Raw genomic sequence first — 22,224 nt, 5'->3', positions numbered from 1 at the left:
CAACCAGACGCCTAGACCTATATCTCGCGACGCCCCAGTAATGGCGTGCGTGTTTCCCGCAGGACGCCCCGCAAGAACCCGTAATTCTTTGCCCGACGCCGCCGCGACAACAGGTTTTCGGGCGACATCATCTTGAGTAGGGCTTGTCTGAACGCGGCGCGCGGCTCCCCCGGAACATCATGCTTGCGTACTGCGTAAACCCGCGACATGCCCATGTGATATGCCTTGAACCCAGCGGATGCGGCTGTGCGTCTCGACGAGGTGCCACTTGCGTGTGTCACCTCGGCATCACGCAGAAACATCAACGGGCCGCATGTCCGTTTCAGGCGCAAGGCAAGATCATCATCCTCGTGAAACAGAAAAATTGCAGGGTCGAAGCCACCGACGGTTTCGAAACCCTCACGCCGCACAAAAAGCGCGGCTCCGGTAAGGATGGGCACCTCCCTGTCCTGCGCGGGCCACCCCCGCGGCAGGCTGGCGCCCGCGGGCAACAAAACGCTGCTGCGCTTGAAGTAGGGCGTCCCGTCCGCATTCGAAATGCGCGGGTTGAAGGCCGACGCGTCCGGGTATCGTGCCGCCCCTTCGAGAAACGCTTCCAGGGCCCCGGCCCCGAGCCGTGCGTCGGGGTTCAGAAACAGCAAGTATGCGGTCTCAGCCCCGGCTGCGCCCTGATTGCACGCGACGCCAAACCCCTTGTTTTCCTTGTTTTCCAAGAGTGTTGCCCCGCGTGCGGCAGTCAGCTGCCTGAGTTTGCTGAGCGCCGCCGCGTCCGATGCATTGTCGACGATTACAACCTTCACCCCCTTCGGCACGCTGGCCAGCATGTCGGGCAGAACGGCCATCGAGTTGTGTGTGACGGTGACGAGGGTGATATCGTAGGACGCGCGGTTGTCTGTCTGCATTTCTGTCTCAGTGTGCTATAGTCACCCCGCCTATTCCAAGGCAGCGGTCGGGGCGAGGTGGCGTATTTCCGCATCCACGTGTGATCGTCACAGTTCTGTAACACGACCTTTATGTACCCGTGACCTCCGCCCGGTATCGCACGCGAGCCACGTGCATATTTCTGCACGCAGTATTCCGACAGAGAGGGTTACCATGAAAGATATCGACACAACAGAATTGTCTTGGGACGAGTGGGACGAGTTGAAAGACCCCCGCAGCGAGGACAACGAGTTCGACGCGGTCGTGGAACGCGCCATGTCGCGCCGCGGCTTCCTAAGCGGACTGATGGTGTTCGGATCCGGTGCCGCCGCGATGGGCACGGGCCTTCTGGGGTCCACTTCTGCTGAGGCGATGACGGCGTCGTCCCGCTTTGCCTTCAAGCCGATCCCGATCCAGACAGATTTCACCGTGCACGTGCCCGAGGGTTACACATGGGAAGTGCTGGTTCAGTGGGGTGATCCGCTGTTCTCGGGTGTGCCCGAGTTTGATCATGCGAATGGTGGTCTCGACGCGGAAAACACTGCTCGGGCCTTTGGCGAGAACACCGACGGGATGGAACTGTTCCTGATTGGCGACAAGCAGGTGCTGGCCGTGAACCACGAATACGCCAACACGAAGACCAACATTCCCGGGCATGTCGACGGCAAGGCCGGGTCGGCCGCGGACACGCTCAAGCTGCAAAACCTGCAAGGCGTCGCGGTGTTCGAAGTTGCCGAAACCGCCGATGGCTGGTCCGTTGTGGTCGACAGCCCGTTCAACCGCCGCATCACGCACAACACGCCGATGCGCATTTCCGGCCCCGCTGCCGGGTCTGACCTGCTCAAGACCGCTGCCGATCCTACTGGTACGGAGTCCCTGGGTACGTTCAACAACTGCGGCTCGGGCCGCACGCCGTGGGGCACGTATCTGACCTGCGAAGAGAACTTCAACGGCTATTTCGGCTCCACCGACGAAGGGTTCGAGCGTCCGGCGGATTTCGTACGCTACGGCATCAACCTCGAAAGCCGCTACGGCTACGAGAATTTCGACGAGCGGTTCGACATCTCGAAGAACCCGAACGAACCGCACCGCGCTGGCTGGATCGTTGAGATCGATCCCGCCGATGCAACCTCGACACCTGTAAAGCGCACCGCTCTGGGCCGTTTCAAGCATGAGAACGCGGCTTCCGCCGTAGCACCCGATGGCCGTGTGGTCGTCTACATGGGCGACGACGAGCGCGGCGAGTTCATGTACAAGTATGTCTCCAACGGTGTGTACGTACCGGGCGGCGACACCTCTACCCTTTTGGATGATGGTCAGCTGTACGTGGCCAAGTTCAACGATGACGGCACCGGCGCGTGGATCGCGCTGACGCCCGAAGCGACCGGCATGGCCGAGGCCGAAATCCTTGTCTACAGCCGTATGGCAGGCTCTGCCGTCGGCGCGACCACGATGGACCGCCCTGAGTGGATCGCCGTGAACCCTGTCGCGGTCGAAGGCTATTGCTGCCTGACCAACAACCGCAACCGGGGCGTCAAACCCAACGCCGGGGGTGACGACACCTCCGTCAACGGGCCGAACCCGCGGGCCGAAAACCACTATGGTCAGATCGTGCGCTGGTTCCCGGCAAACGATGATCACACGGCAGATGACTTCACGTGGGATCTTTACGTGATGGCGGGCAACCCGACGGTCCATGACGACGCCTATGCAGGCTCGGCAAATATCAACGAGGGCAACCTGTTCAACTCTCCGGACGGGATGCAGTTCGACAGTGCCGGGCTCGTGTGGATCCAGACCGACGGCAACGACGACAACGAAGGCGACTTCGAAGGCCACGGCAACAACCAGATGCTGGCGGGCGACCCTGTCACTGGCCAGATCGAGCGGTTCATGACCGGCCCGCAGGGCTCCGAAGTAACAGGTCTGACGTGGTCGGCCGATCGTCGGACCATGTTTGTGGGCATCCAGCATCCGGGCGGTTTCTTCCCGGGTGCGGAAGGTGACCTGCCACGGTCTGCCATCGTCGCGATCAAACGTGAGGATGGTGGCCTCGTCGGCTAACAGTCAGTGTGTTGCGAGTATCGGGGCGTGCCTTGGCGCGCCCCCTTTCTTTGCCGGTTTACGTGCAACGCGCAGAACGGTCTTTTCATTCCGATCCGCCCTCGCAACACTGGGCATGACCCGGAAGACGGGCAGGGTGTCTGGAGGAGCATTTTTGATGAAACCACTCTCTTTTTTTCTAGCAGCGACGGCGTTCGGGGGGCTGGCTGCCGGGCAGGCCGCAGCGCAGGATGCGGCAAGTTGCGCGGCGCTGGCGAACATGTCGATCTCCGGCGGGTTCGTGGCCTCCGCCAATGTGGTGGACGCGGTCGATCCGCTCCCGGCCTATTGCGAGGTGCGCGCGACGGCGCTTCCTGCGATCTCGATCGAGGTGCGATTGCCGATGGAGGGGTGGAACGGCAAGTACTATCAGGCTGGCTGCGGCGGATTTTGCGGTGTTCTGGGTCGTGCCGATGCTGCGGCGGGCTGGATCAACGCGATGAGGCCCGGGCTGGAGAGGGGCTATGCGACCGCCACGTCCGACAGTGGGCACCACGGGCTCAGCGTCGTGGATGCGGCCTGGGCCTACAACAACCCGGCGGCCGAACGCGACTGGGGGTATCGCTCGATCTCTGAGACCCACCGCGTGGCCCATGCCATGATCGGGGCTTTCTATGGTGGCACCTCCGAACAGGCCATTTTTCAGGGCTGTTCCACGGGGGGGCGCATGGCGCACATGGCGGCGGAACGGTTCCCGGAGATGTTCGATGGCATCATCGCAGGCGCTCCGGCGATGGACTATACCGGGCTTGTCGCGACGAAAATGGCTTGGCTGATGCAGGCCAATACCGCCCGAGATGGCAGTCAGATCCTGATGCCCGGCAAGGAAGCCCTGATCGGCGAGGCGGTCATGGCGCAATGCGACGCGCTCGATGGCAAGGATGACGGGCTGATCGACGATCCGCGCCAGTGCGAGGCTGACCTCAGCGCGCTCCAGTGCGTGGGTGAGGAAGGCGAAGACTGCCTGACACCGGCGGAATTGTCGGTCATCGACCGGTGGCGACAGGGCCCTGTGAACAGCGCCGGAGAGCAACTCTACCCCGGTGGTGTTCCGGCCGGATCGGAGCCGTTCTGGTGGCTCTGGCTGACCGGCAATGGGCAGGGCGGTGGCAAACTGGTCAACGCTTTTGTCACCAATTTCGGGCGCTACATGGCGTTCGACCACGATCCCGGCGCCGGATGGACCGCCGCAGATTTCGACTTCGACGTCGATCCAGGGCGCATGGGCCAGTCATCGGGGTTCTACAACGCCGATAACCCGGACATCTCGGCCTTCCGCGAGGCGGGGGGCAAGATGATCATCTGGCACGGCTGGGCGGATGCGATCGTCACGCCCTACAAGACGGTGGACTGGTATGACGCCGCCGCCGAGGCTGCGGGCGGCGAAGACGCGCTGAAAGAAAACGTGGCGCTCTTCATGATCCCGGGACTGGACCATTGCGGTATTCTTCCCCGTGCGGACGGGCTGGCGCAGGCGGGCCTTGACCCGATGACCCCGCTCGAAGCCTGGCTGAACGCCGGGGTCGCGCCGACCAGCATCATGGCTGGCCAGTAATCCCGCGCCCGGCTTGCGTCACATCGCGGGCCAGGCGACAAGACGGTTCATGATTACCCGTACGCACCAGAAAGGCGACGCGCCCTCCGTCGCCGTGTACTCGCGATGCGAGAATTACCGCTACACCCTGACCCGGACGTGGGATCCGGCGGGCCGCAAGGTTCTGTTCGTCATGCTCAACCCCTCGACCGCGACAGAGGTCCAGAACGACCCGACGGTGGAACGGTGCGAACGCCGCGCGCGGGCGCTTGGGTTCGGCGCGTTCCGGGTATGCAACATATTCGCATGGCGCGCGACGGACCCGCGCGACATGCGCAAGGCTGCCGACCCCGTCGGACCGGAAAACGATGCTGCCATCCTGGAGGGGTGCACCTGGGCCGATACCATCGTGTGCGCCTGGGGCACGCATGGCGAACACAGAGGGCGAGGTCCGCAGGTGGAGGCGCTGATGCGGGCCACCGGGCGTCCGCTGACCCATCTGGGTCTGTCGAAGCACGGGCACCCAAAGCACCCGCTCTACATCGCTTACACGCAACAGCCCGAACCCTGGAACACGCCATGATCGACGGATTCTCGCAAAGTTTCGTACAGACCAACGGCGTACGATTGTCGGTCCACCGTGCGGGCAAGGGGGCACCGTTGATCCTGCTGCATGGGTATCCGCAGAACCATGCCTGTTGGTCGCGGGTGGCTCCGGCGCTTGCGGCGCAATTCGACGTGATCATCCCCGACCTGCGCGGCTACGGCGACAGTGACGCGCCGGTCGATGACGCCGAGCACACCACCTACTCCAAGCGCACCATGGCGCGGGACATCGCGGGGCTGATGGATGCGCTCGGGATCGGCCGGGCGCATATTCTGGGCCATGATCGCGGTGGGCGCGTGGCCTATCGCTTCGCGCTGGACCACCCGGACCGCCTGCGGCGGTTGGGCATCATCGAGATTGTCCCGACCGGCACGTTCTGGGCGGCATGGGATGCGAAATTGGCCATGAAAGCCTATCACTGGACCTTTCTGGCCCAGCCCGTACCCTTGCCCGAGAAACTGATTGCCGCCGACCCCGTCGGGTATATCGACTGGACGCTGCGCAGTTGGACGCTTGAAAAATCCCTCGATGTGTTCCCGAAACATGCTCTGGAGGCGTATCGGGCTCAGGCCCGCGACCCTGCTCGGATCCATGCGATGTGCGCTGACTATCGTGCCGGGGCGACCATCGACCGCGCAATTGACGAGGCGGACATGGAGGCAAGGCGCAAGATAACGGCCCCATTGATGTACTTGTGGGCGGAACGGGGGTTCCCGGCGCATTCCGGTGATGCCGCGGGACATTGGCGCGACTGGGCTGAGCAGGTGCAGGACAGGTCCTGCGTTTCCGGCCACTTCGCCATGGAGGAAGCCCCCGAAGACGTTATTGCGACGTTTCTGCCGTTTTTTAAGGCAGGCTGACGCGGTTTTTCCCGTTCCGCGCTGTTCAATTCTCCGCGCGATTGTGCGGCGCGGACGGTTTGTTCAGGCTTAAAGTGCATCAAATCAATACTTTGCACGTCTCTGGCCACGGCAAAGCTGACTCGGCTGAGGTCTTTTTTGTCGCAGGTTGCGCGCTAGGCTTCTGGTAACGGCACGATCTGCGGGCCGCTTTCGAGACGAGGCCTGCCCCATGCGCGTTCTTCTGGTTCTGTTGATCCTTGCCCTGTCCAACGTCATCGTCGCGACCTCTGCATCCGCTCAGTCGCGCGCAGGCAACGGCGCGGAGGATGCCCCGATCGTTGACATCACGCTGACGATTGACCCGTCCAGCGGGCGCATCGCGGCGCAATCCGTAGCCTCGCCCGCCGGAGAGGCCGTCGTGGTCCGCCCGGCCGGGGCGTGGCTCGGGATCGATCGGCTGACCTTCAAGGGCAAGGAACAGGACCGCCCCGCGGATGGGATGGGTATGCGCCTGCGCGCCGGCACGGAAGGGCAGATCGAGATGACAGCCTCTGGTCGTTTGCCCGATATCACACACCGCTTCGGTGCCGCCGGATTTTCTCCCGAAGGGGGGTATCTGCTTGGCCAGGCCGGATGGGTGCCGGAGGTTGAAACCACCGCGACTTACCGTCTGAACGTTCAGGTGGCCGCTCCCTGGCGGGTCGCGGTCACAGGCAGGGTTCTGCACGACGAGGTGGACGATGACGGCGTGCAGCGTGTCACGGCCATCTTCGATAACGCGCTTGAGCCGCCCTCGGTGTTTTTCGGACCCTACGAAGTTGCATCGCGCAAGATCGGTGAACTTACCGTGCGCACGTATTTTCCCCCGGATCTGACGGCGCTGTCCGACACCTATCTCGAAGCGGCAGCGCAGTATGTTGAACGCTATGACACGGAAATCGGGGCTTATCCTTATGGCCAGTTTTCCATTGTGGCTGCGCCCATTCCCGTGGGTCTCGGGTTCGCGGGGCTGACCTATGTCGGCAGTCAAATCCTGCCGCACCCGTACATGCAGGGCCGGTCTCTGGCGCACGAGGTGTTGCACAGCTGGCTTGGAAACGCCGTCGCGGTGGATTACGCGCGCGGAAACTGGGCGGAGGGGATGACGGCCTATCTCGCCGATCACGCACTGGCTGCGGATGCAGGGAACGACGTATCCCTGCGCGGGGACTGGCTGACGGAACTGTCGGCCTTGTCCGAAGAACGCAGGCGCCCCGTGCGCGCCTTTCGGACGGCCGGGCATGGGCAGAGCCAGGCAGTCGGATATGGCAAGACAGCGCTGATGTTCCACATGCTGCGAACGGAAATTGGTGCGCCCGTTTTCGAAGCGGGCCTGAAGGCGTTCTGGAGCGACCAACAATTCGAGCTGGCCAGTTGGGATGACGTGCAAACCGCGTTCGAGCGGGTTTCGCGGCGCGACCTGACAGGGTTTTTCGAGCAATGGCTGGATCGCAGCGACCTGCCCGCACTGCGCCTTGAACGGGCGTCGGTGGCGGGCGAGACAGTATCGCTGACGCTGGCGCAAACCCAGACCGGGCCGGTGTACGATCTGCTGGTGCCCGTGCGAGTTGATCTGGACACCGGACCCGTCACGGAACTGGTGCGGCTGGATGCACGGTCGCGTGAAGTTGTCCTGTCATTCGAGACGGCCCCCCGGTCGGTGGCCATAGATCCGGGGTTCGAGGTTGCGCGTGCGCTCTGGCCCGGGGAGCGGGCCAAGGTGATGGCCGAGGTATTTTCCGCCAAGTCCGTTGACCTGGAGGTTGCCACACCCGCCTATGCCGAAGCTGCCGAAACATGGCGGGCGCGTGCGCTGCGTCGCCCCGGGACCGATGACGACAGTGGTCCGCGCGTTGTGATTGGCACGCGCGATGATGTGCTGGCAGCACGCGCGGATGCATTCTCCACGCCTCCGGCAGCGCAGATCGCCAACAGCGCGTCCGCCGCGTGGGTGGAGGCCGATGGCGAGGGGCGCGACTGGTTGTTCCTGTCGGCGCCGCGCCCCGACGTGCTGGCACAGGATTTCGCCCGGCTGCGCTACTATGCCAACCGGTCCTACGTTCTGCCCAATGCAGGCGCGCTGGAAACCGGGGTCTGGACGGTGCGCAACAGTCCGATGGCGGCACGCTTCAACTAGGTCGGTACACGGCCCTTTCTTGCTCCGACAAGCAGCACGATCGCAGCTCCCGCTGCGGCGCCAGCCGCCAGAAGCGGGCGGTCGCCGAGCGCGCTGACAACCACCCCGACCAGGGCCCATGCCACCGCAACCGCATAGGGAAAGGGGGCGTTGCGGCTTTGCACGTTCAGCGCGATGATCAAGGCCGCACCGAGGCCAAGCCATGCCAACCCGACCGGTCCGGGACCGATCCCGTAGCCCGCCAGTACGGTCGCGGTGGCCACAAGGGACGCCGCCGTCAGCCATCCGGCATAAAGGGCGACAGGGGCGGCCAGCCACCACCGGTCTGTCAACGGCGTGCGCAAGGTGGCGATCATCGCGGGCACGGCCATGACCCAGATCAGTGCCATTGCTGCAACAGCGCTCTGGGTGGCGACAGCAAGCCAGGGCACACCGGCGGCCAGACTGAGGCAGAGGGGAAGTCGGACATCGTCCCAATCGGGATCGTCGGCACGCCGCATGGCGCCGAACACGGCCGACGCGAGCAACCACACGTAGATCACGCCCCAGATCGAGAATGCGTAACCCGCGGGCTGGAGCGGCGGCTTATCCTGCGGAAATGGCAACTGATCTTCGCGAAAGCCGGTAAACGGGTCCGCGACAAGCGGGGCGATAAAGAATGCGGCGGTCAGCAACAGCGTGGGCAAAGACCAGTTTTTCAATGGCAGGTTCCTTTTATCGCGTTCGCAACCGGATACAGGGCTTCCCTTGCTCGGGGAATCCCGCTATGTGCCCGCATCCACCCCGGTTGGGTGGTGCCTCCATGGGCCCTGCTGGACGACATCCCGGCTTGTGCCTTCACCCTTAACCAAGGAGACCCCGATGTCGATCACTGCGGAAGAAAAAGCCAAACTGATCAAGCAATATGGTACCAAGGAAGGCGACACCGGGTCGCCCGAGGTGCAGGTTGCGATCCTGTCCAGCCGCATTGCCACGCTGACAGAGCACTTCAAGACACATGGGAAAGACAATCACTCCCGTCGTGGCCTTCTGAAGCTTGTGGCGCAGCGCCGGAAACTGCTGGATTACCTCAAGGCGAAAGAGGAAGAGCGGTACACCAAGCTCATCTCGTCGCTGGGTCTGCGCCGCTAGCCGCAGCGCCGAACCCAAAGGAAAAAGGGGCCCATGCGGCCCCTTTTGTTTTTGTGCATTGGTTCTGGCCGCGACCCTTGGCGCGCCTAGAGACCGATGAAGACATCGGCCAGCGCCATGAAGAGCGGAGTTGAAAGGATGGCCACCGGGGTGCCCAGTCCCGTTGAGGTGCCCACATAGGCCGAAGGGTTGGCCTCCGGCAGGGCGGCGCGCATCGTGGGCGGGCCGGAAATGTCCGAACTGGATGCCGCCATGACCGCCAGCAGAACGACCCCGCCAGCCGAAAAGCCGGTCAGTTGATGGGCGACCAGGCCCAGACCAAATCCGATCAGGCCGTGGATGATGGGAGCCGTAAGGCCGTAGAGCACGTATGCATGGGCCACCTTGCGTAACTCCGACAGGCGCGACCACGCCTCCATCCCCATGACAAGCATCAGGATCGACAACAGACCCCGGAAAAGCGGCTCATAGAAACTGGAATAGACGCTTTCTGGCCGGGCGAACATGCCAATGGCCAGACCCAGCACCAGCGCCGAGATTGCCGGGCTCCGGAACGTGTCGACCAGAATGCCCTTGATCATCTTGCCGTCGAGGGCCGGTGCCCCGAAGCCGCCAGTGCCGCCGACGGTCAGCGCAGCGGTGCCGTCGCCCTGCACGGGCCGGGCGAGTTTGCGGTCCGCGCTCATCCGCGCCAACACGATCGCTGTGACGAGTGCGGCGATGTCCATGAACGGATAGAGAGCGCCGATGAAGCCTTCATATGCGATCCCGCCGTCGTCGAGCACAGCAATGCCCGCCGCGAGTGTGGAGGCCGAGACCGCGCCGAACAGACCTGCGGTCGCCATCCCGTCCATATGCGATACGTCTCTGAGCCGGGCCAGCGTCCGCGCACCCAGCAAGACGATCGTTATCCCGGCGAGAGCCGCGGCAAGCGCTGGTACGGCAAGGGCCACCAGATCAGCCTCGCGCACCGATATCCCTGCTCCGAGGCCAACCTTGAGAAGCAGGAGGATCACGATGAACTTGTAGACAGGATCAGGGACTTCGAACTTCGACCCCATCGCTGCCAGCAGCATCCCACCGATCAGAAAGGCGAGGGTGGGTTTTTGCAGTTGGATCAGCATCGTGCTGAGAATCTCAAAAAGTAAGTCCATGGGGCGCTCCGGTTCTGGTGTTCGCCCTTAACTAGGGGACCCGAGGCATACATAAAAATACAAGTTTTGATATAATTTGTTCTGTAAAATGGAACTGAGAGCTTGCAGGCGCGGGGTCAGGCGATCCAGTCCGTGATGACGCGTGCCGTGACAGGGTTGACGAGATAGCCGTAGAACTTGTGCGGGTTGGACGTTCCGTCCTTGGTCCAGCAATTGTAGATGCGCTGGTCGCGGATCGAGTCCACATAGCCGAACCGTGTCATGTCGCGGTAGTCCCCGCGCATCGTGGCATCATGGCTGATGAAATCATCCCGTGCGGCGATATTCTCCCATCTGCGGACGATGTGCTTGGGGTGCTTGTCAGTCCCGCCCTCATAGGCGCGTTCATTGGCATCGTAGAGATAGGCTTTCACCCCGGCTTCGCCCAACGGGCAGCCAAGTGTGATCCAGTTCGCAATCCGGTTTCCGCCCGCGCGAACATCACGGTACTCGCTCATGCGCGAGAACTTCCAAAGCACGTCGTAGGCCACGATGCAGCCCATCGAGTGGGAGATCAGGCAGATATCGTCGCCCGCCTTCAAGGCCCGCTTCAGCGGGGTCTGCAACCGTTCGCGCACCGCAGACCCGACCGCGCGGCGCATCAGGTACGCGCCCATATCCGCGGTCGCGAGCTTGATCGCAACCTCGTTCAGCAAGGCGCCGGTCGCCAACGCTGCAAGGGTCGATACAGCACGCGCCGCGTTGTCGACGAACCGCAGGTCCGTGTTCTCGGCCAGAACCTTGCGATAGGCGCGCCGGTCGAACCGCCCGAGTGCCGACAACTGGTTGATCGCCTCCGCATAGCCCGTGTCCGGTAGGCTCGGGGCAGCGTCGAAGGCCGGGTCGTTATCGGTCAGCGTGTCTTTGTGGCACGCGAGTGCCTCTCGAAGGATCCGGTTGTTGATGTCGCCGTAATAGACGTAGTCGACACTGACCTCTCCATTGGCCACTTTCTCAGCCTTGACGGGATCCGCACGTCGCAAACCTTGCAGCAGGGCCTGACGTTGCAGCTTGGCGAAACGGGCCTTGGCGGGCTTGGTGCTGCGACCGTGGATCAAGATGATGCGTTGTGCCATTGGCGTGTCCTTTCCGCGCAAGTGGAAACAGGCTGCGGGCCATCCGCCGCCAGTACCGGCTTTACACGCCAATGGGTTACCCGCGTGTCATCAGAGCGTGCGCTGGTCTCAGCTGGTCGGACAGGCCAGTTCCAGACGGCTGACGGGGAAGTCCCGCTCAAGCGTCAACGGCATCAGGGTCAGCATCCCGTCATCGTCGATCAGCGTGCTGAGTTCTGCAATCATCTGTCCAAGCTGCCCGATGAACGCGGCCTCCCGCGCCGGGTCCGCCTCGCCATGGGCGAAATCTATCGGGTTGGCCAGAAGGCGGTCGGACAGGGCCGTGATCCGCTGCGGCGAGACCGGGTGCGAATGGTCTCGCCGGTCCTGAGTGACCGGGTCCTGCCACCACGCCATCATGTAGAACCAGAACACGCCCATCGGGGACCCGCCCAGCCGCGCGAAGTGTTCTAGGGCGAAGCGGTCCGCTTCTTCCTCCTGCCGTTGCGACCCGATGCTGTCCACATCCGTGCGGTGGTTCAGCAGCAGATGCCCGACTTCATGCGCGAGGATGAACTGGATGCCTGAGCTCAAGATCTTGCCCGAGACGTCATAGGTATAGGCGTCAGCAAAGGCGATATCCCGGTCTATTGCGAACGCGGTCAGCGGCGCCGGCAACGGGCGCCCCTGTCGCAGCAAGGCATGTAGATAGGATTGTATGTATTCCGGTTGGCATTGCCGGGCCTCGAACCACGCGAACACGGTCGCCATATCGTCGAAAAACCGGATCGAGGCGAGCGGCATGGTAATTGTCTGGCGAGCCGGTTCTGCATAGAACGACAACGGGCTGGGCCCGGTATCGGGAAACTCCAGGCGGATGTTCCGCGCCTGCTGGCGGTACGCCCGCGGCAGGTTCCCCAGAATGTCATCTTCGAACACCGACAGGATGGTCGGCACGGCCCGCGCCTGAACCCGGTCCAGGTCGGCGCGGCTATAGGTGACTTGCGCGGCAAGCAGACTGGGCCAGAGGCACAGGATAACAAGACTACGGATCAGCATATTACGTGGCTTTCATTGAAGAAATTGGCTGCGGTAGCGGATGGGGCGGGCCCTGACGGGTCGCGCGCCCAGATGGCGAACGCCTCCGAATCGCCCCAGTCCTCGGACCAGACCTGCCCCATCAACACCAGCTTGGTGTCTGCCAGATCATCCGTCTGTCTCTGCGTCAGCTCCCCGGCAGCACTGGCAAGGCAGTTCAGACTTCGCACGCGGCGTTGTGCGATGGTCAGATCGTAGGGGGTCGTATCTACGGCCCGGGTCGCCCCCATGCCGATGAATTCCGATGTCACCACCCCCCCACTGGCCTGACGCGTGTCGTCGGTCTCGGCAGTCGCGGTCGTCGTGGCCAGTGTGATCGGGTTGGACAGGCTGACCCATGCGTATCCGACTATCGCCAGCAAAACGAGAACAGGGGTAGAGAACATGAATGACCCGGCGAGGCCAAGCGCCTTGCCTTCTGTGATCTCGACCTTTTGGACCGTGCGCCAGAAACCGACCATCACGATCAGCGCGACGAGGATAACGATCACGGTGAGCGTCAGGCGCTCGCCCATGCGAAACAACACGACGGGATCCAGAGACAGGGGCATGCAAATAACCTTGGGTAAAAACCCGATCCTAGCAGAAAAACGGCTTTTCGGGCAATCGGGCGCGCGAAAACCGGACCGATCCGACGCGGCGCAGGCCGCACCGAAGCCCGACGCTACGGCGGCCCGGAAACGCTTTCCTTTAGCGCTAAACTGATGTACTCCCCGCGCATCTGAGACGTGACGCACCGACCCCGGCGTGATGCAAAGGACAGGGGTCAGCGGCAATGGGGCCGCGATATGAACGGGAGACCCGGAAGGCCGGGAGTGCTCCCCTACAGGAAAAACAGATGTTCAAAGTAGTCAAAAAGACAATGGAATGGGGGGAAGATACGCTGACCCTCGAAACGGGCAAGATTGCCCGTCAGGCGGATGGCTGTGTCATCGCCACCTACGGAGAAACCTCCGTCATGGCCGCGGTCACCTATGCCCGGGCCCAGAAGCCGGGGCAGGATTTCTTTCCGCTGACCGTGCACTACAACGAGAAATACTACGCCGCCGGCAAGATCCCCGGTGGCTTTTTCAAGCGCGAAGCGCGTCCGACAGAGAAAGAGACGCTGACATCGCGCCTGATCGACCGTCCGATCCGCCCTCTGTTTGTGGATGGGTTCAAGAACGAAGTCCTCGTGATCTGCACCGTGTTGAGCCACGATCTGGAAAACGATCCCGATATCGTGGCAATGATCGCGGCCTCGGCGGCCCTGACCATTTCGGGTGTGCCTTTCATGGGCCCGATCGCGGGCGCGCGCGTCGGGTTCGAGGATGGCGAGTACATTCTGAACCCGACCGTCGATGACATGCAGGATTTGCGCACCAACCCCGATCAGCGCCTCGACCTCGTGGTTGCGGGGACCAAGGACGCGGTGATGATGGTGGAGTCCGAAGCCTATGAGCTGTCGGAAGCCGAAATGCTGGGTGCAGTGAAGTTCGGTCACGAACAGATGCAGCCCGTGCTCGACCTGATCATCGATTTGGCCGAAGACGCCGCCAAGGAGCCGTTTGATTTCCAGGCGCCGGACTATTCGGACCTCTATGCCAAGATCAAAGGTCTGGGCGAAGATCAGATGCGCGCGGCGTTTGCGATCACCGACAAGCAGGAACGGACAACTGCCATCGCGGCCGCCCGCGATGCGGTGAAAGCCGAACTGTCGGACGAGGAACTGGAAGACGCGAACCTGGGTTCCGCCTTCAAGAAGCTTGAATCCTCCATCCTGCGCGGCGACGTGGTCAAGACCGGCAAGCGGATCGATGGGCGTGCGCTCGACACTGTGCGCCCGATCTCTTCCGAAGTGGGCGTCCTGCCCCGGACCCACGGTTCTGCGCTCTTCACCCGGGGTGAGACGCAAGGCCTTGTGGTCACCACGCTGGGCACCGGCGATGACGAGCAATTCATCGACGCCTTGCACGGCAACTTCAAGTCGAACTTCCTGCTGCACTACAACTTCCCGCCCTACTCGGTCGGCGAAGTGGGCCGCTTCGGCCCTCCGGGACGGCGGGAGATCGGCCACGGCAAGCTTGCGTGGCGCGCCCTTCAGGCGGTTCTGCCGGCTGCAACCGACTTCCCCTACACCATCCGTCTGGTCTCCGAGATCACCGAATCCAACGGCTCGTCGTCGATGGCGTCGGTCTGCGGTGGCTCGCTGTCCATGATGGATGCAGGCGTGCCGCTGAAGGCCCCGGTGGCCGGTGTGGCCATGGGCCTGATCCTTGAGGATAGCGGCGAGTATGCGGTTCTGACCGACATTCTCGGGGACGAGGATCACCTCGGCGACATGGACTTCAAGGTGGCTGGGACCGAGGACGGGATCACGTCGCTGCAGATGGACATCAAGGTCGCGGGCATCACGCCCGAGATCATGGAAAAGGCCCTCGCACAAGCCAAGGACGGGCGTCTGCACATCCTCAGCGAGATGGGCAAAGCGCTATCCGAAGGCCGTCAGGAGTTCTCCGAGCACGCCCCGCGTATCGAGACGATGCAGATCCCGACCGACAAGATCCGCGAAGTCATCGGCTCTGGCGGCAAGGTCATCCGCGAAATCGTGGAAACCTCTGGCGCGAAGGTCGACATCAACGACGACGGCATCATCAAGATCGCGTCTGCCAATGGCGAAGCGATCAAGAAAGCCTACGAGATGATCCATTCGATCGTCGCCGAACCCGAGGAAGGCAAGATCTACCTCGGCAAGGTCGTCAAGATCGTCGACTTTGGGGCCTTCGTGAACTTCTTCGGCAAACGGGACGGCCTTGTGCACGTTTCCCAGATTGAAAACCGCCGCCTGAACCACCCCTCCGACGTTCTCAAGGAAGGTCAGGAAGTCTGGGTCAAGCTGCTAGGCTTCGATGATCGCGGCAAGGTCCGCCTGTCTATGAAAGTCGTCGATCAGGAAACCGGTGAAGAAGCCAAGAAAGAAGAAACCGCCGACTAAGCACGGCGTTTTCTATGATCAAAACAAAGACGCCCCGGTCCAATGCCGGGGCGTTTTGCATTTCTTCTTTGCTCAAATACTCAAGACCACGGCCTCCGCCAGCCCCGGCGTCCCTCAGGCGCGCAACCGCTCCAGCATCGCCTGTGCCGAGTTCGAACTTGGCCGCCAGAGCCCCCGCTCTATTGCCTCGCTCAGGCGCTCCGCAATCTCGCGCAGCGCTGGCGCGTTGTGCTCGGCGATAAAGCCGCGCGTTGCTTCATCCTCCAGCATCGCGCCATAGACCAGATCGAAGTGATGGTCGCGCACCGCTCCCGTCGTCGCGGCAAAGGCAAACAGGTAATCCACCGTGGCGGCAATCTCGAACGCTCCCTTGTAGCCGTGGCGCTTCACGCCTTCGATCCATTTCGGATTGACCACACGCGACCGCACCACGCGTCCGATCTCTTCGTCCAGGGTGCGGATCACGGGGCGCTCGGGGCGGGAATGGTCATTGTGATAGATTGGGCGCTCCCGCCCTTGCAGGGACTTGACTGCCGCCGCGGCCCCCCCTTCGAACTGGTAGTAATCATCGCTGTCCAGCAGGTCATGCTCCCGGTTGTCCTGGTTCTGGACAATTGCTTCGACCTGCCCGAGGCGTTGTTCCAGTCCGCCCCGATCCGCGCGCCCTTCCGCACCCGCGCCATAGGCGTAGCCGCCCCACTCCAGATAGGCCGCGCCCAGATCGGACGCGTCATTCCAGATCCGCTCGTCGATCAGCGCCTGAAGCCCCGCGCCGTAAGCACCGGGTTTAGAGCCGTAAACCCGCGCCTGCGCCTCGCCGGCCCGGGCCCGCGCGGCCGCTGGGTTCTCCGCCTCCGCCTCGTCCAGCGCCATCACGGCCCGCGCGGCACTGTCGACCAAGGCGATCTGCTGCGGAAACGCATCCCGAAAAAAGCCCGAGATGCGCAAGGTCACATCCACCCGTGGCCGCCCGAGGGCCGAGATCGGGATCACCTCGAACCCGGTCACCCGTCGGTTCGCACTGTCCCATTGCGGCTTCACGCCCATCAGTGCCAGGGCCTGTGCGATGTCATCGCCGCCCGTGCGCATATTCGCCGTGCCCCAGGCCGTCAGGAGCATCGTGCGCGGCCAGTCGCCTTGGTCCTGCAAATGCCGCTCGATCAACAGGTTGGCAGACTTCCACCCCAGCTTCCACGCGGTGGGTGTGGGCACCGCCCGACTATCGACCGAGTAAAAATTGCGCCCCGTCGGCAATACGTCCAGCCGTCCCCGCGTGGGCGCGCCGGAAGGCGCCGGGGCGACGAAGCGGCCCTCCAGGGCCCTGAGAAGCCCCGCCTCCTCTGCCGGTCCGCATGCGGCAACCGTTGGCGCGATCCGTTCTCGGATTTCGGCTAGAACGTCCGCGCTTTGCGGGCCGGGGGCCTCTAACCCCTCCAACAAATCCTGCGCCAGCAACTCTAACCGCTCCACCGTGTCGCCCGAACTCCGCCACGGATCGTCCGAAACGCGGACCAGCGCCTCAGGATTCGGTCCTGCCCAGGCTTCGGCCATCTCGCAATCGAGCGGGTCGAACCCTAGCGCGAAATCTCCCGCCAGCGCCCTCAGCAGAGACGCATCCCGCCCGGTGCCATTTCCTCTCGGCAGGCGGGCCAGTGCAATGGTCAGATCGCGCGCCAACCCGCCCTCGGGCGAGGTGCCGAACACATGCAGTCCATCGCGGATCTGCGCCTCTTTCAACTCGCACAGGTATGCATCCAGCCTTGCCAGATCGCTGTCCTCATCGCCGGTGAACCCGGCATCGCGATCCAGCCCGGTGGCTGAGGTCATGGACAGGATTTCGCGGCGCAGTTCCGTGATCCGACGCGGGTCCACGCCTGCGGCCTCGTAGTATTCGTCCACCAACCCCTCGAGATCGCGTAGCGGGCCATAAGTCTCGGCCCGTGTCAGCGGCGGGGTCAGATGGTCGATGATCACAGCCTGTGCGCGTCGCTTGGCCTGCGTGCCTTCGCCGGGGTCGTTGACGATGAACGGATACACATGGGGCAAGGGGCCCATCATCGCCTCGGGCCAACACGCCTGCGACAGGGCGACGGCCTTGCCGGGCAGCCATTCCAGATTGCCGTGCTTGCCCATGTGCACCAGCGCCTGCGCACCATGCACTACCCTGAGCCAGATGTAGAACGCCAGATAGTTGTGCGGCGGCACGAGGTCCGGGGCATGGTACGTCTCGGTCGGGTCGATGTTGTAGCCGCGGGCGGGTTGCACCCCCACCACAACGCTGCCGAACCGCAGGATCGACAGGGCAAAGGCTCCGTCTGTGCAGAACGGATCCTCCTCCGGAGCCCCCCAGCGGTCTTCAATTGCCGCGCGCAGCTCCAGCGGCAGCCCGGCATAGGCCGCTTGGTAATCCTCCAGCGACAGGCGCGCGCCGCCCGTCCGTGTGGCGCGGTCGGTCAACCAGTTCGTTGGCCCTGCCATGATCGATGCCATCAGCACATCAGGCGTTCGCGGGGGGTCGGCAACATCGTAGCCTTCGCGCGACAATGCGCGCAAAACGCTCACGGTTGCCGCAGGTGTATCAAGGCCCACGCCATTGGCCAGACGCCCATCCTTGTTCGGGTAATTCGCGAGGATCAGCGCCAGCTTTCGATCCGCGACCGGCGTGGCGCGCAAACGGCACCAGTTCTGCGCGAGATCGGCGACGAACTCCACCCGGTCTCCCTGCGCGCGATAGCTGGCGATCGGACACTCGGTGGCCTCGTCGTAATATGCCTCCCCCTTGAAGCTGATGGCCCGGCTCAGGATGCGTCCATCAACCTCCGGCAAGGCCACGTTCATGGCGATATCCCGCGCCGACAAACCGGCGGCGCTGTCTTCCCAAGCCGCTTCCGACGCGCCCGACAGGATCACCTGAAACACCGGTGCGTCATTCGCGCTCGGGGCGGTCAAGGGGTTTATGGGGCCTGTCGTCTGGTCCGGTGTCCCCACTGCAAAACTCGTGCAGTTCAGGATCACCGACGGCGGCGCATCCCCGAAGAGCCGGTCCAGCGTCGCCTGGCTGAGCGGATCCTTCAGCGAGGCGACAAAGACCGGCAGTGGGGCAAGGCCCCGTTTCAGCAAGGCGCGCACCAAACGGTTGATTGGATGCAACCCCGCGCCTTGCACCAGTGCCCGGTAAAACACCACCGGCACCACGGGCGCGCCCACTGTCCACGCCGCCTGCGCGGCCTCAAGCGTCGCGATCCCGGCCCCGGGCCAGTAGACACCGGCCCGCAACAAAGGGGACGCCCCCGCCGGTCGCGGCGTCCCGTCCATCATTGCCTGCGCATAACGCAGGAAATTAGTGTTGTTCTCCGGCCCGCCTTCGACAAGGTATGCCCAGAGCGCGTCGTAATCCGCATCCGCCACGGTCGACACAGCACGAAGGTCGGGGTCCGGCTTGTCATCTCCGGGCAACAGGGCCAGCGCAACGCCCGCCTGCGCACAGCGCGCCGCGTATTGCTCGACCCCATAACGCCAATAGCCCGTGCCGCCCAGCACCCGCGCGACGACCAGCTTCGCCTGCGTGGCACATGTGTCCAGATGCAGATCGACGGACATCGGATGACGCAAGTGCATCATGTTGGAGAGCCGCATCTGTGGGGGGGATGCCATCGCGCCGCGCGCTTCCGACAGGGCGGCAAGCTCGGTATCGGCGGCGGAAATGACGATCAGCGGCGCCGGGGTCTGCCCCAGATCGACAGGCTCCTGCCCATCGTCAATGGCCCCCGGTGTTGCCGCCAGTAGATGCATGGAGATGCCCTGTTCCTTGTCGTTCAGGGCGGTGTATCAAGACTGCCGGACACCGGCAATCGAGGGTTTCACACGCTCGGACGCTTGGCCGAAGCACGGGCCGCACCGCGCTTCAGGTGCCGTTCGTAGATGGCCATTCGGTCGTCATCATTCGCCGCGCAATCGGGGAAAAACCCGTTGCGGGTGAACGCTGCCTGTATACTTGGATGCAGCCTGCCGACCCAGGCCCGCAACACCGGCAATCGCAGGCTGCGTGCCTGTGTCTCAACCTGTTCGATCAGGATATCTGGCAGCGCGGTGTGCTCTTGTTCTGGGATGAAGTGCAGCGCGCTCACGAGACCAAAGCTGCCCATGTTGCGCAGGGAGATGCAGCCCAGAGGCTGGTCCTCGCGCTCGGCCAGATAGAAAAAGGCCTTTGGGCCGGACAGATCGCTCAGGTCGGGCGCTTCAATTGATTTCGGCGGTACAAGGAACCGCTGCGCCTTTTGATCGAACGGACTGGCCCGGTAAATCCGAAGCTCTTGCGCCATCGGTCCTCTTTCCGAATCCTCCGCGGATTCACGCCCCTCATGATAAATATGACATCTCTGATACAGCTTTTCGAGGGGGACTGCGAAATACTGCCCCACTCTTGATTCAAATTAACTTGTGGTTTCTTGTGTCTAAGCTCGAAGCGCTTTGGATATCGCGGCCTCGTCCAGACTCCGCTGGCCGATCACCACCAGCCGCGCGCGCCGTCCCTCGGCCTCTGTGAGCGGTCTGTCGAAATAGGTTTCGATTCGCGGCCCCACCGCCTGCAAGGTCAGGCGCATGGGTTTTCCCGTCACCGCGGCAAACCCTTTCAGCCGCAGGATATCATGGTCGCGGATCACGTCTGCGACCTTCCGCGCAAAGGCATCCGGATCAGTCACTTCCGGCAGGTCCACAACGAACGAGGTGAACGCATCGTGGTCGTGATCATGATGATCCTCATGGTCATGGTCATGGTCATGGTCATGGTCATGGTCATGGTCGTGGTGATGGTGGTGCACCTCGTGACGCGCCGCCATATCCGATTCCGCCCCTATGCCCTGACCCAACAGCACATCCACGGGCAATGACCCGTGGGATGCCGACACGACCTGAACGCCTGCGCGGGCCTCGGATTTGAGCTTGCGCGTCAGTCCTGCCGCCTCACCCGCCGACAACAGATCGGATTTGTTCACAACCAGCATGTCGGCACAGGCGACCTGGTCGGCGAACAACTCTGACAGGGGTGTTTCGTGATCGAGGTTCTCGTCCTGCTTGCGCTGCGCGTCCACGGCTTCTACCGAATGGGCGAAGCGCCCCTCGGTCACTGCCTTTCCGTCGATCACTGTCACCACGCCGTCGACCGTGACCTTGGTGGAAATCCCCGGCCAGTTGAACGCACGCACCAGCGGTTGCGGCAGGGCCAGCCCACTGGTCTCGATCACGATATGGTCGGGCGGTGTGTCCCGCGCGAGCAGCTTTTCCATCGTCGGGATGAAGTCATCGGCCACGGTGCAGCAGATACAACCGTTCGACAATTCCATGATGTCCTCGTCCTTGCAGGCGGCGTCGCCGCAGCCCTTCAGGATTTCCCCATCAACGCCAAGATCGCCGAACTCATTGATGATCAGGGCAATCCTGCGCCCTTCGGCATTGCTCAGCATGTGGCGGATGAGCGTGGTTTTCCCGGCACCAAGAAAGCCGGTTACGACAGTTGCGGGTATCTTGCTGGGCATGGAGGTCTCACGGTCAGAACGCACTTAAGCCGCCGACGGAAACCCCGTCGCCGACCGATTGATGGCAAGACGCGCGCGGTGCGCGCGCCGTGAAGGCTCAGTGGCCCTTGTGCAGATGCGGGTGGAAGACCTGCCATTTGGAGATGTCGCGGATCGACTTCGCGCCAGCCAGCACCGCCAGATCGACCAGCGGCTCGATGATGATCACCAGCATGTACGCCGCGCCGAAGGCCGCGATGGCCGCCATGTTCTCGGCGCCGGCTCCTTGACCGTAGACCGCCCAGAATCCGACCCACGCCACGACGCCGGCCTGATAAGCCGTGGAAAGTTTCAGCGCCTGAACGTAGCTCAGATCCACATACGGGGTTCCCGGCGCGATGATCTTCCTGGCCAGCGCGCTGATGGCGAACAGAGGCACCAGAAGCGTGGTGAGGTTCATGAAATACTGGGGCAGGTCGCCGGGCGCGAACATCATCCCCTGTGCAAGAAGCCCCAGCGCAAGCCCAAGCGCAGCAGGGGCGGCGCCAAACAGCAGGAACAGCGTCGAGCCGAGGATGAAATGGACTTCCGACACGCCGACCGGGAATTTCGGAAGAACTTCAAAAAAGAAGAAAACCGCAAGGGTGGAGGCCGCAACGCGCGCCACGAATCCCGGCACGGAGGAGGTTTTCAGCGTCTCCCAGGCCAGCTTGACGGTCCACAGGCCCGCGCCGGCGGCCGTTGCGTATGAAAGTGCGAGTTTCGCGCCGTTTACGACGCCCGGTTCGATATGCATGATCGTGTCCCTACGATATCCGTCACACCCGACGGAGGTGGTTTCAAGACGCTCGGCTGGTCTCCTGGCTCGCGGGTCGTGGCGCGGTCGTCCCCTTCCCGGCCCGAGGCGAGCCAGTGGTGTCGGACGGGCGCTCACCGCTTACAGTCGCGGGGGCGGCTGTGGCGTTGGACCCCGACTTGGGTCGTCCGCACCACATTCCCATTTCATCCCCGACGCTTTGCGCCACCGGGGAACCTAAGCACACCCGTTGTGCGCCTCGTGACAGTTTGGCGTCA

The 22,224-nt window shown here is 63.1% G+C and carries 17 protein-coding genes and 1 riboswitch; of the genes, 7 read left to right on the top strand and 10 right to left on the bottom strand.

Features of this window, described 5'->3' with window-relative positions:
• Window positions 1-17: 17 nt before the first annotated feature.
• Window positions 18-902, bottom strand: a complete 885-nt coding sequence (locus ACP15N_RS13385; protein WP_425092813.1) for a glycosyltransferase family 2 protein — start codon at window positions 900-902, stop codon at window positions 18-20.
• Window positions 903-1,095: 193 nt separating this feature from the next.
• Here ACP15N_RS13385 and ACP15N_RS13380 point away from each other — a divergent pair, with 193 nt between their 5' ends.
• The 5 genes from ACP15N_RS13380 to ACP15N_RS13360 all read left to right on the top strand — a co-directional run bounded on the left by ACP15N_RS13380 (window position 1,096) and on the right by ACP15N_RS13360 (window position 8,183).
• Window positions 1,096-2,985, top strand: coding sequence for a PhoX family protein (locus ACP15N_RS13380; RefSeq protein WP_425092812.1), 1,890 nt, complete (start codon window positions 1,096-1,098; stop codon window positions 2,983-2,985).
• 157 nt (window positions 2,986-3,142) lie between these two features.
• Entirely contained in the window at window positions 3,143-4,579 is a 1,437-nt protein-coding gene (locus ACP15N_RS13375) for a tannase/feruloyl esterase family alpha/beta hydrolase (RefSeq protein ID WP_425092811.1), read from the top strand.
• A gap of 49 nt (window positions 4,580-4,628) precedes the next feature.
• Window positions 4,629-5,141, top strand: a complete 513-nt coding sequence (locus ACP15N_RS13370) for a DUF1643 domain-containing protein (protein WP_425092810.1) — start codon at window positions 4,629-4,631, stop codon at window positions 5,139-5,141.
• Window positions 5,138-6,025: an alpha/beta fold hydrolase gene (locus tag ACP15N_RS13365; RefSeq protein ID WP_425092809.1), complete on the top strand. Its 888-nt coding sequence runs from the start codon at window positions 5,138-5,140 to the stop codon at window positions 6,023-6,025. The genes ACP15N_RS13370 and ACP15N_RS13365 overlap by 4 nt, the downstream gene beginning before the upstream one ends.
• 211 nt (window positions 6,026-6,236) lie before the next feature.
• Window positions 6,237-8,183 carry a M1 family metallopeptidase gene (locus tag ACP15N_RS13360; RefSeq protein ID WP_425092808.1) on the top strand — a complete coding sequence of 649 codons (1,947 nt, stop codon included), beginning with the start codon at window positions 6,237-6,239 and terminating at the stop codon, window positions 8,181-8,183.
• Here ACP15N_RS13360 and ACP15N_RS13355 read toward each other — a convergent pair.
• A complete protein-coding gene (locus ACP15N_RS13355) occupies window positions 8,180-8,884 on the bottom strand; it encodes a hypothetical protein (RefSeq protein WP_425092807.1) in 705 nt (234 codons plus the stop codon). The genes ACP15N_RS13360 and ACP15N_RS13355 overlap by 4 nt on opposite strands.
• A gap of 160 nt (window positions 8,885-9,044) precedes the next feature.
• On the opposite strand from ACP15N_RS13355, the gene rpsO reads away from it, so the two are divergent.
• Window positions 9,045-9,314 carry a 30S ribosomal protein S15 gene (gene rpsO, locus ACP15N_RS13350; protein ID WP_425092806.1) on the top strand — a complete coding sequence of 90 codons (270 nt, stop codon included), beginning with the start codon at window positions 9,045-9,047 and terminating at the stop codon, window positions 9,312-9,314.
• A gap of 86 nt (window positions 9,315-9,400) precedes the next feature.
• Here the strand turns inward: rpsO and ACP15N_RS13345 are convergent, their stop codons facing one another.
• From ACP15N_RS13345 to ACP15N_RS13330, 4 genes are all read right to left on the bottom strand, one after another.
• Complete coding sequence (locus tag ACP15N_RS13345; protein ID WP_425092805.1) at window positions 9,401-10,468, bottom strand: sodium-dependent bicarbonate transport family permease; 1,068 nt, start codon at window positions 10,466-10,468, stop codon at window positions 9,401-9,403.
• A gap of 116 nt (window positions 10,469-10,584) precedes the next feature.
• Entirely contained in the window at window positions 10,585-11,583 is a 999-nt protein-coding gene (locus ACP15N_RS13340; protein ID WP_425092804.1) for a hypothetical protein, read from the bottom strand.
• A gap of 108 nt (window positions 11,584-11,691) precedes the next feature.
• Complete coding sequence (locus tag ACP15N_RS13335; protein WP_425092803.1) at window positions 11,692-12,621, bottom strand: hypothetical protein; 930 nt, start codon at window positions 12,619-12,621, stop codon at window positions 11,692-11,694.
• Window positions 12,615-13,211 (bottom strand): hypothetical protein, encoded by a 597-nt coding sequence (locus ACP15N_RS13330; protein WP_425092802.1) that lies wholly within the window; start codon window positions 13,209-13,211, stop codon window positions 12,615-12,617. Before ACP15N_RS13330 ends, ACP15N_RS13335 begins: the two co-directional genes overlap by 7 nt.
• Window positions 13,212-13,498: 287 nt before the next feature.
• Here ACP15N_RS13330 and pnp point away from each other — a divergent pair, with 287 nt between their 5' ends.
• Window positions 13,499-15,634: a polyribonucleotide nucleotidyltransferase gene (gene pnp, locus ACP15N_RS13325; RefSeq protein WP_425092801.1), complete on the top strand. Its 2,136-nt coding sequence runs from the start codon at window positions 13,499-13,501 to the stop codon at window positions 15,632-15,634.
• Window positions 15,635-15,748: 114 nt separating this feature from the next.
• Here the strand turns inward: pnp and cobN are convergent, their stop codons facing one another.
• The 4 genes from cobN to ACP15N_RS13305 all read right to left on the bottom strand — a co-directional run bounded on the left by cobN (window position 15,749) and on the right by ACP15N_RS13305 (window position 21,946).
• Window positions 15,749-19,426: a cobaltochelatase subunit CobN gene (gene cobN, locus ACP15N_RS13320; protein WP_425092800.1), complete on the bottom strand. Its 3,678-nt coding sequence runs from the start codon at window positions 19,424-19,426 to the stop codon at window positions 15,749-15,751.
• 68 nt (window positions 19,427-19,494) lie between these two features.
• Window positions 19,495-19,956, bottom strand: coding sequence for a hypothetical protein (locus ACP15N_RS13315; protein ID WP_425092799.1), 462 nt, complete (start codon window positions 19,954-19,956; stop codon window positions 19,495-19,497).
• Window positions 19,957-20,088: 132 nt separating this feature from the next.
• Window positions 20,089-21,171 carry a cobalamin biosynthesis protein CobW gene (gene cobW / locus ACP15N_RS13310; protein ID WP_425092798.1) on the bottom strand — a complete coding sequence of 361 codons (1,083 nt, stop codon included), beginning with the start codon at window positions 21,169-21,171 and terminating at the stop codon, window positions 20,089-20,091.
• Window positions 21,172-21,268: 97 nt separating this feature from the next.
• The gene (locus ACP15N_RS13305; protein WP_425092797.1) at window positions 21,269-21,946 is read right to left on the bottom strand and encodes an energy-coupling factor ABC transporter permease; all 678 of its coding nucleotides are present in this window, start codon (window positions 21,944-21,946) and stop codon (window positions 21,269-21,271) included.
• A 37-nt stretch (window positions 21,947-21,983) separates the two neighbouring features.
• Window positions 21,984-22,202, bottom strand: a riboswitch (cobalamin riboswitch).
• Between the last annotated feature and the right edge of the window lie 22 nt (window positions 22,203-22,224).

Origin of the sequence: Tropicimonas sp. S265A (assembly GCF_049800835.1) — a bacterium.
Classification (GTDB): Bacteria; Pseudomonadota; Alphaproteobacteria; order Rhodobacterales; family Rhodobacteraceae; genus Dinoroseobacter.
The sequence above is the reverse complement of the archived record's forward strand: the minus strand, read 5'-3'. Positions and strand labels throughout refer to the sequence as shown.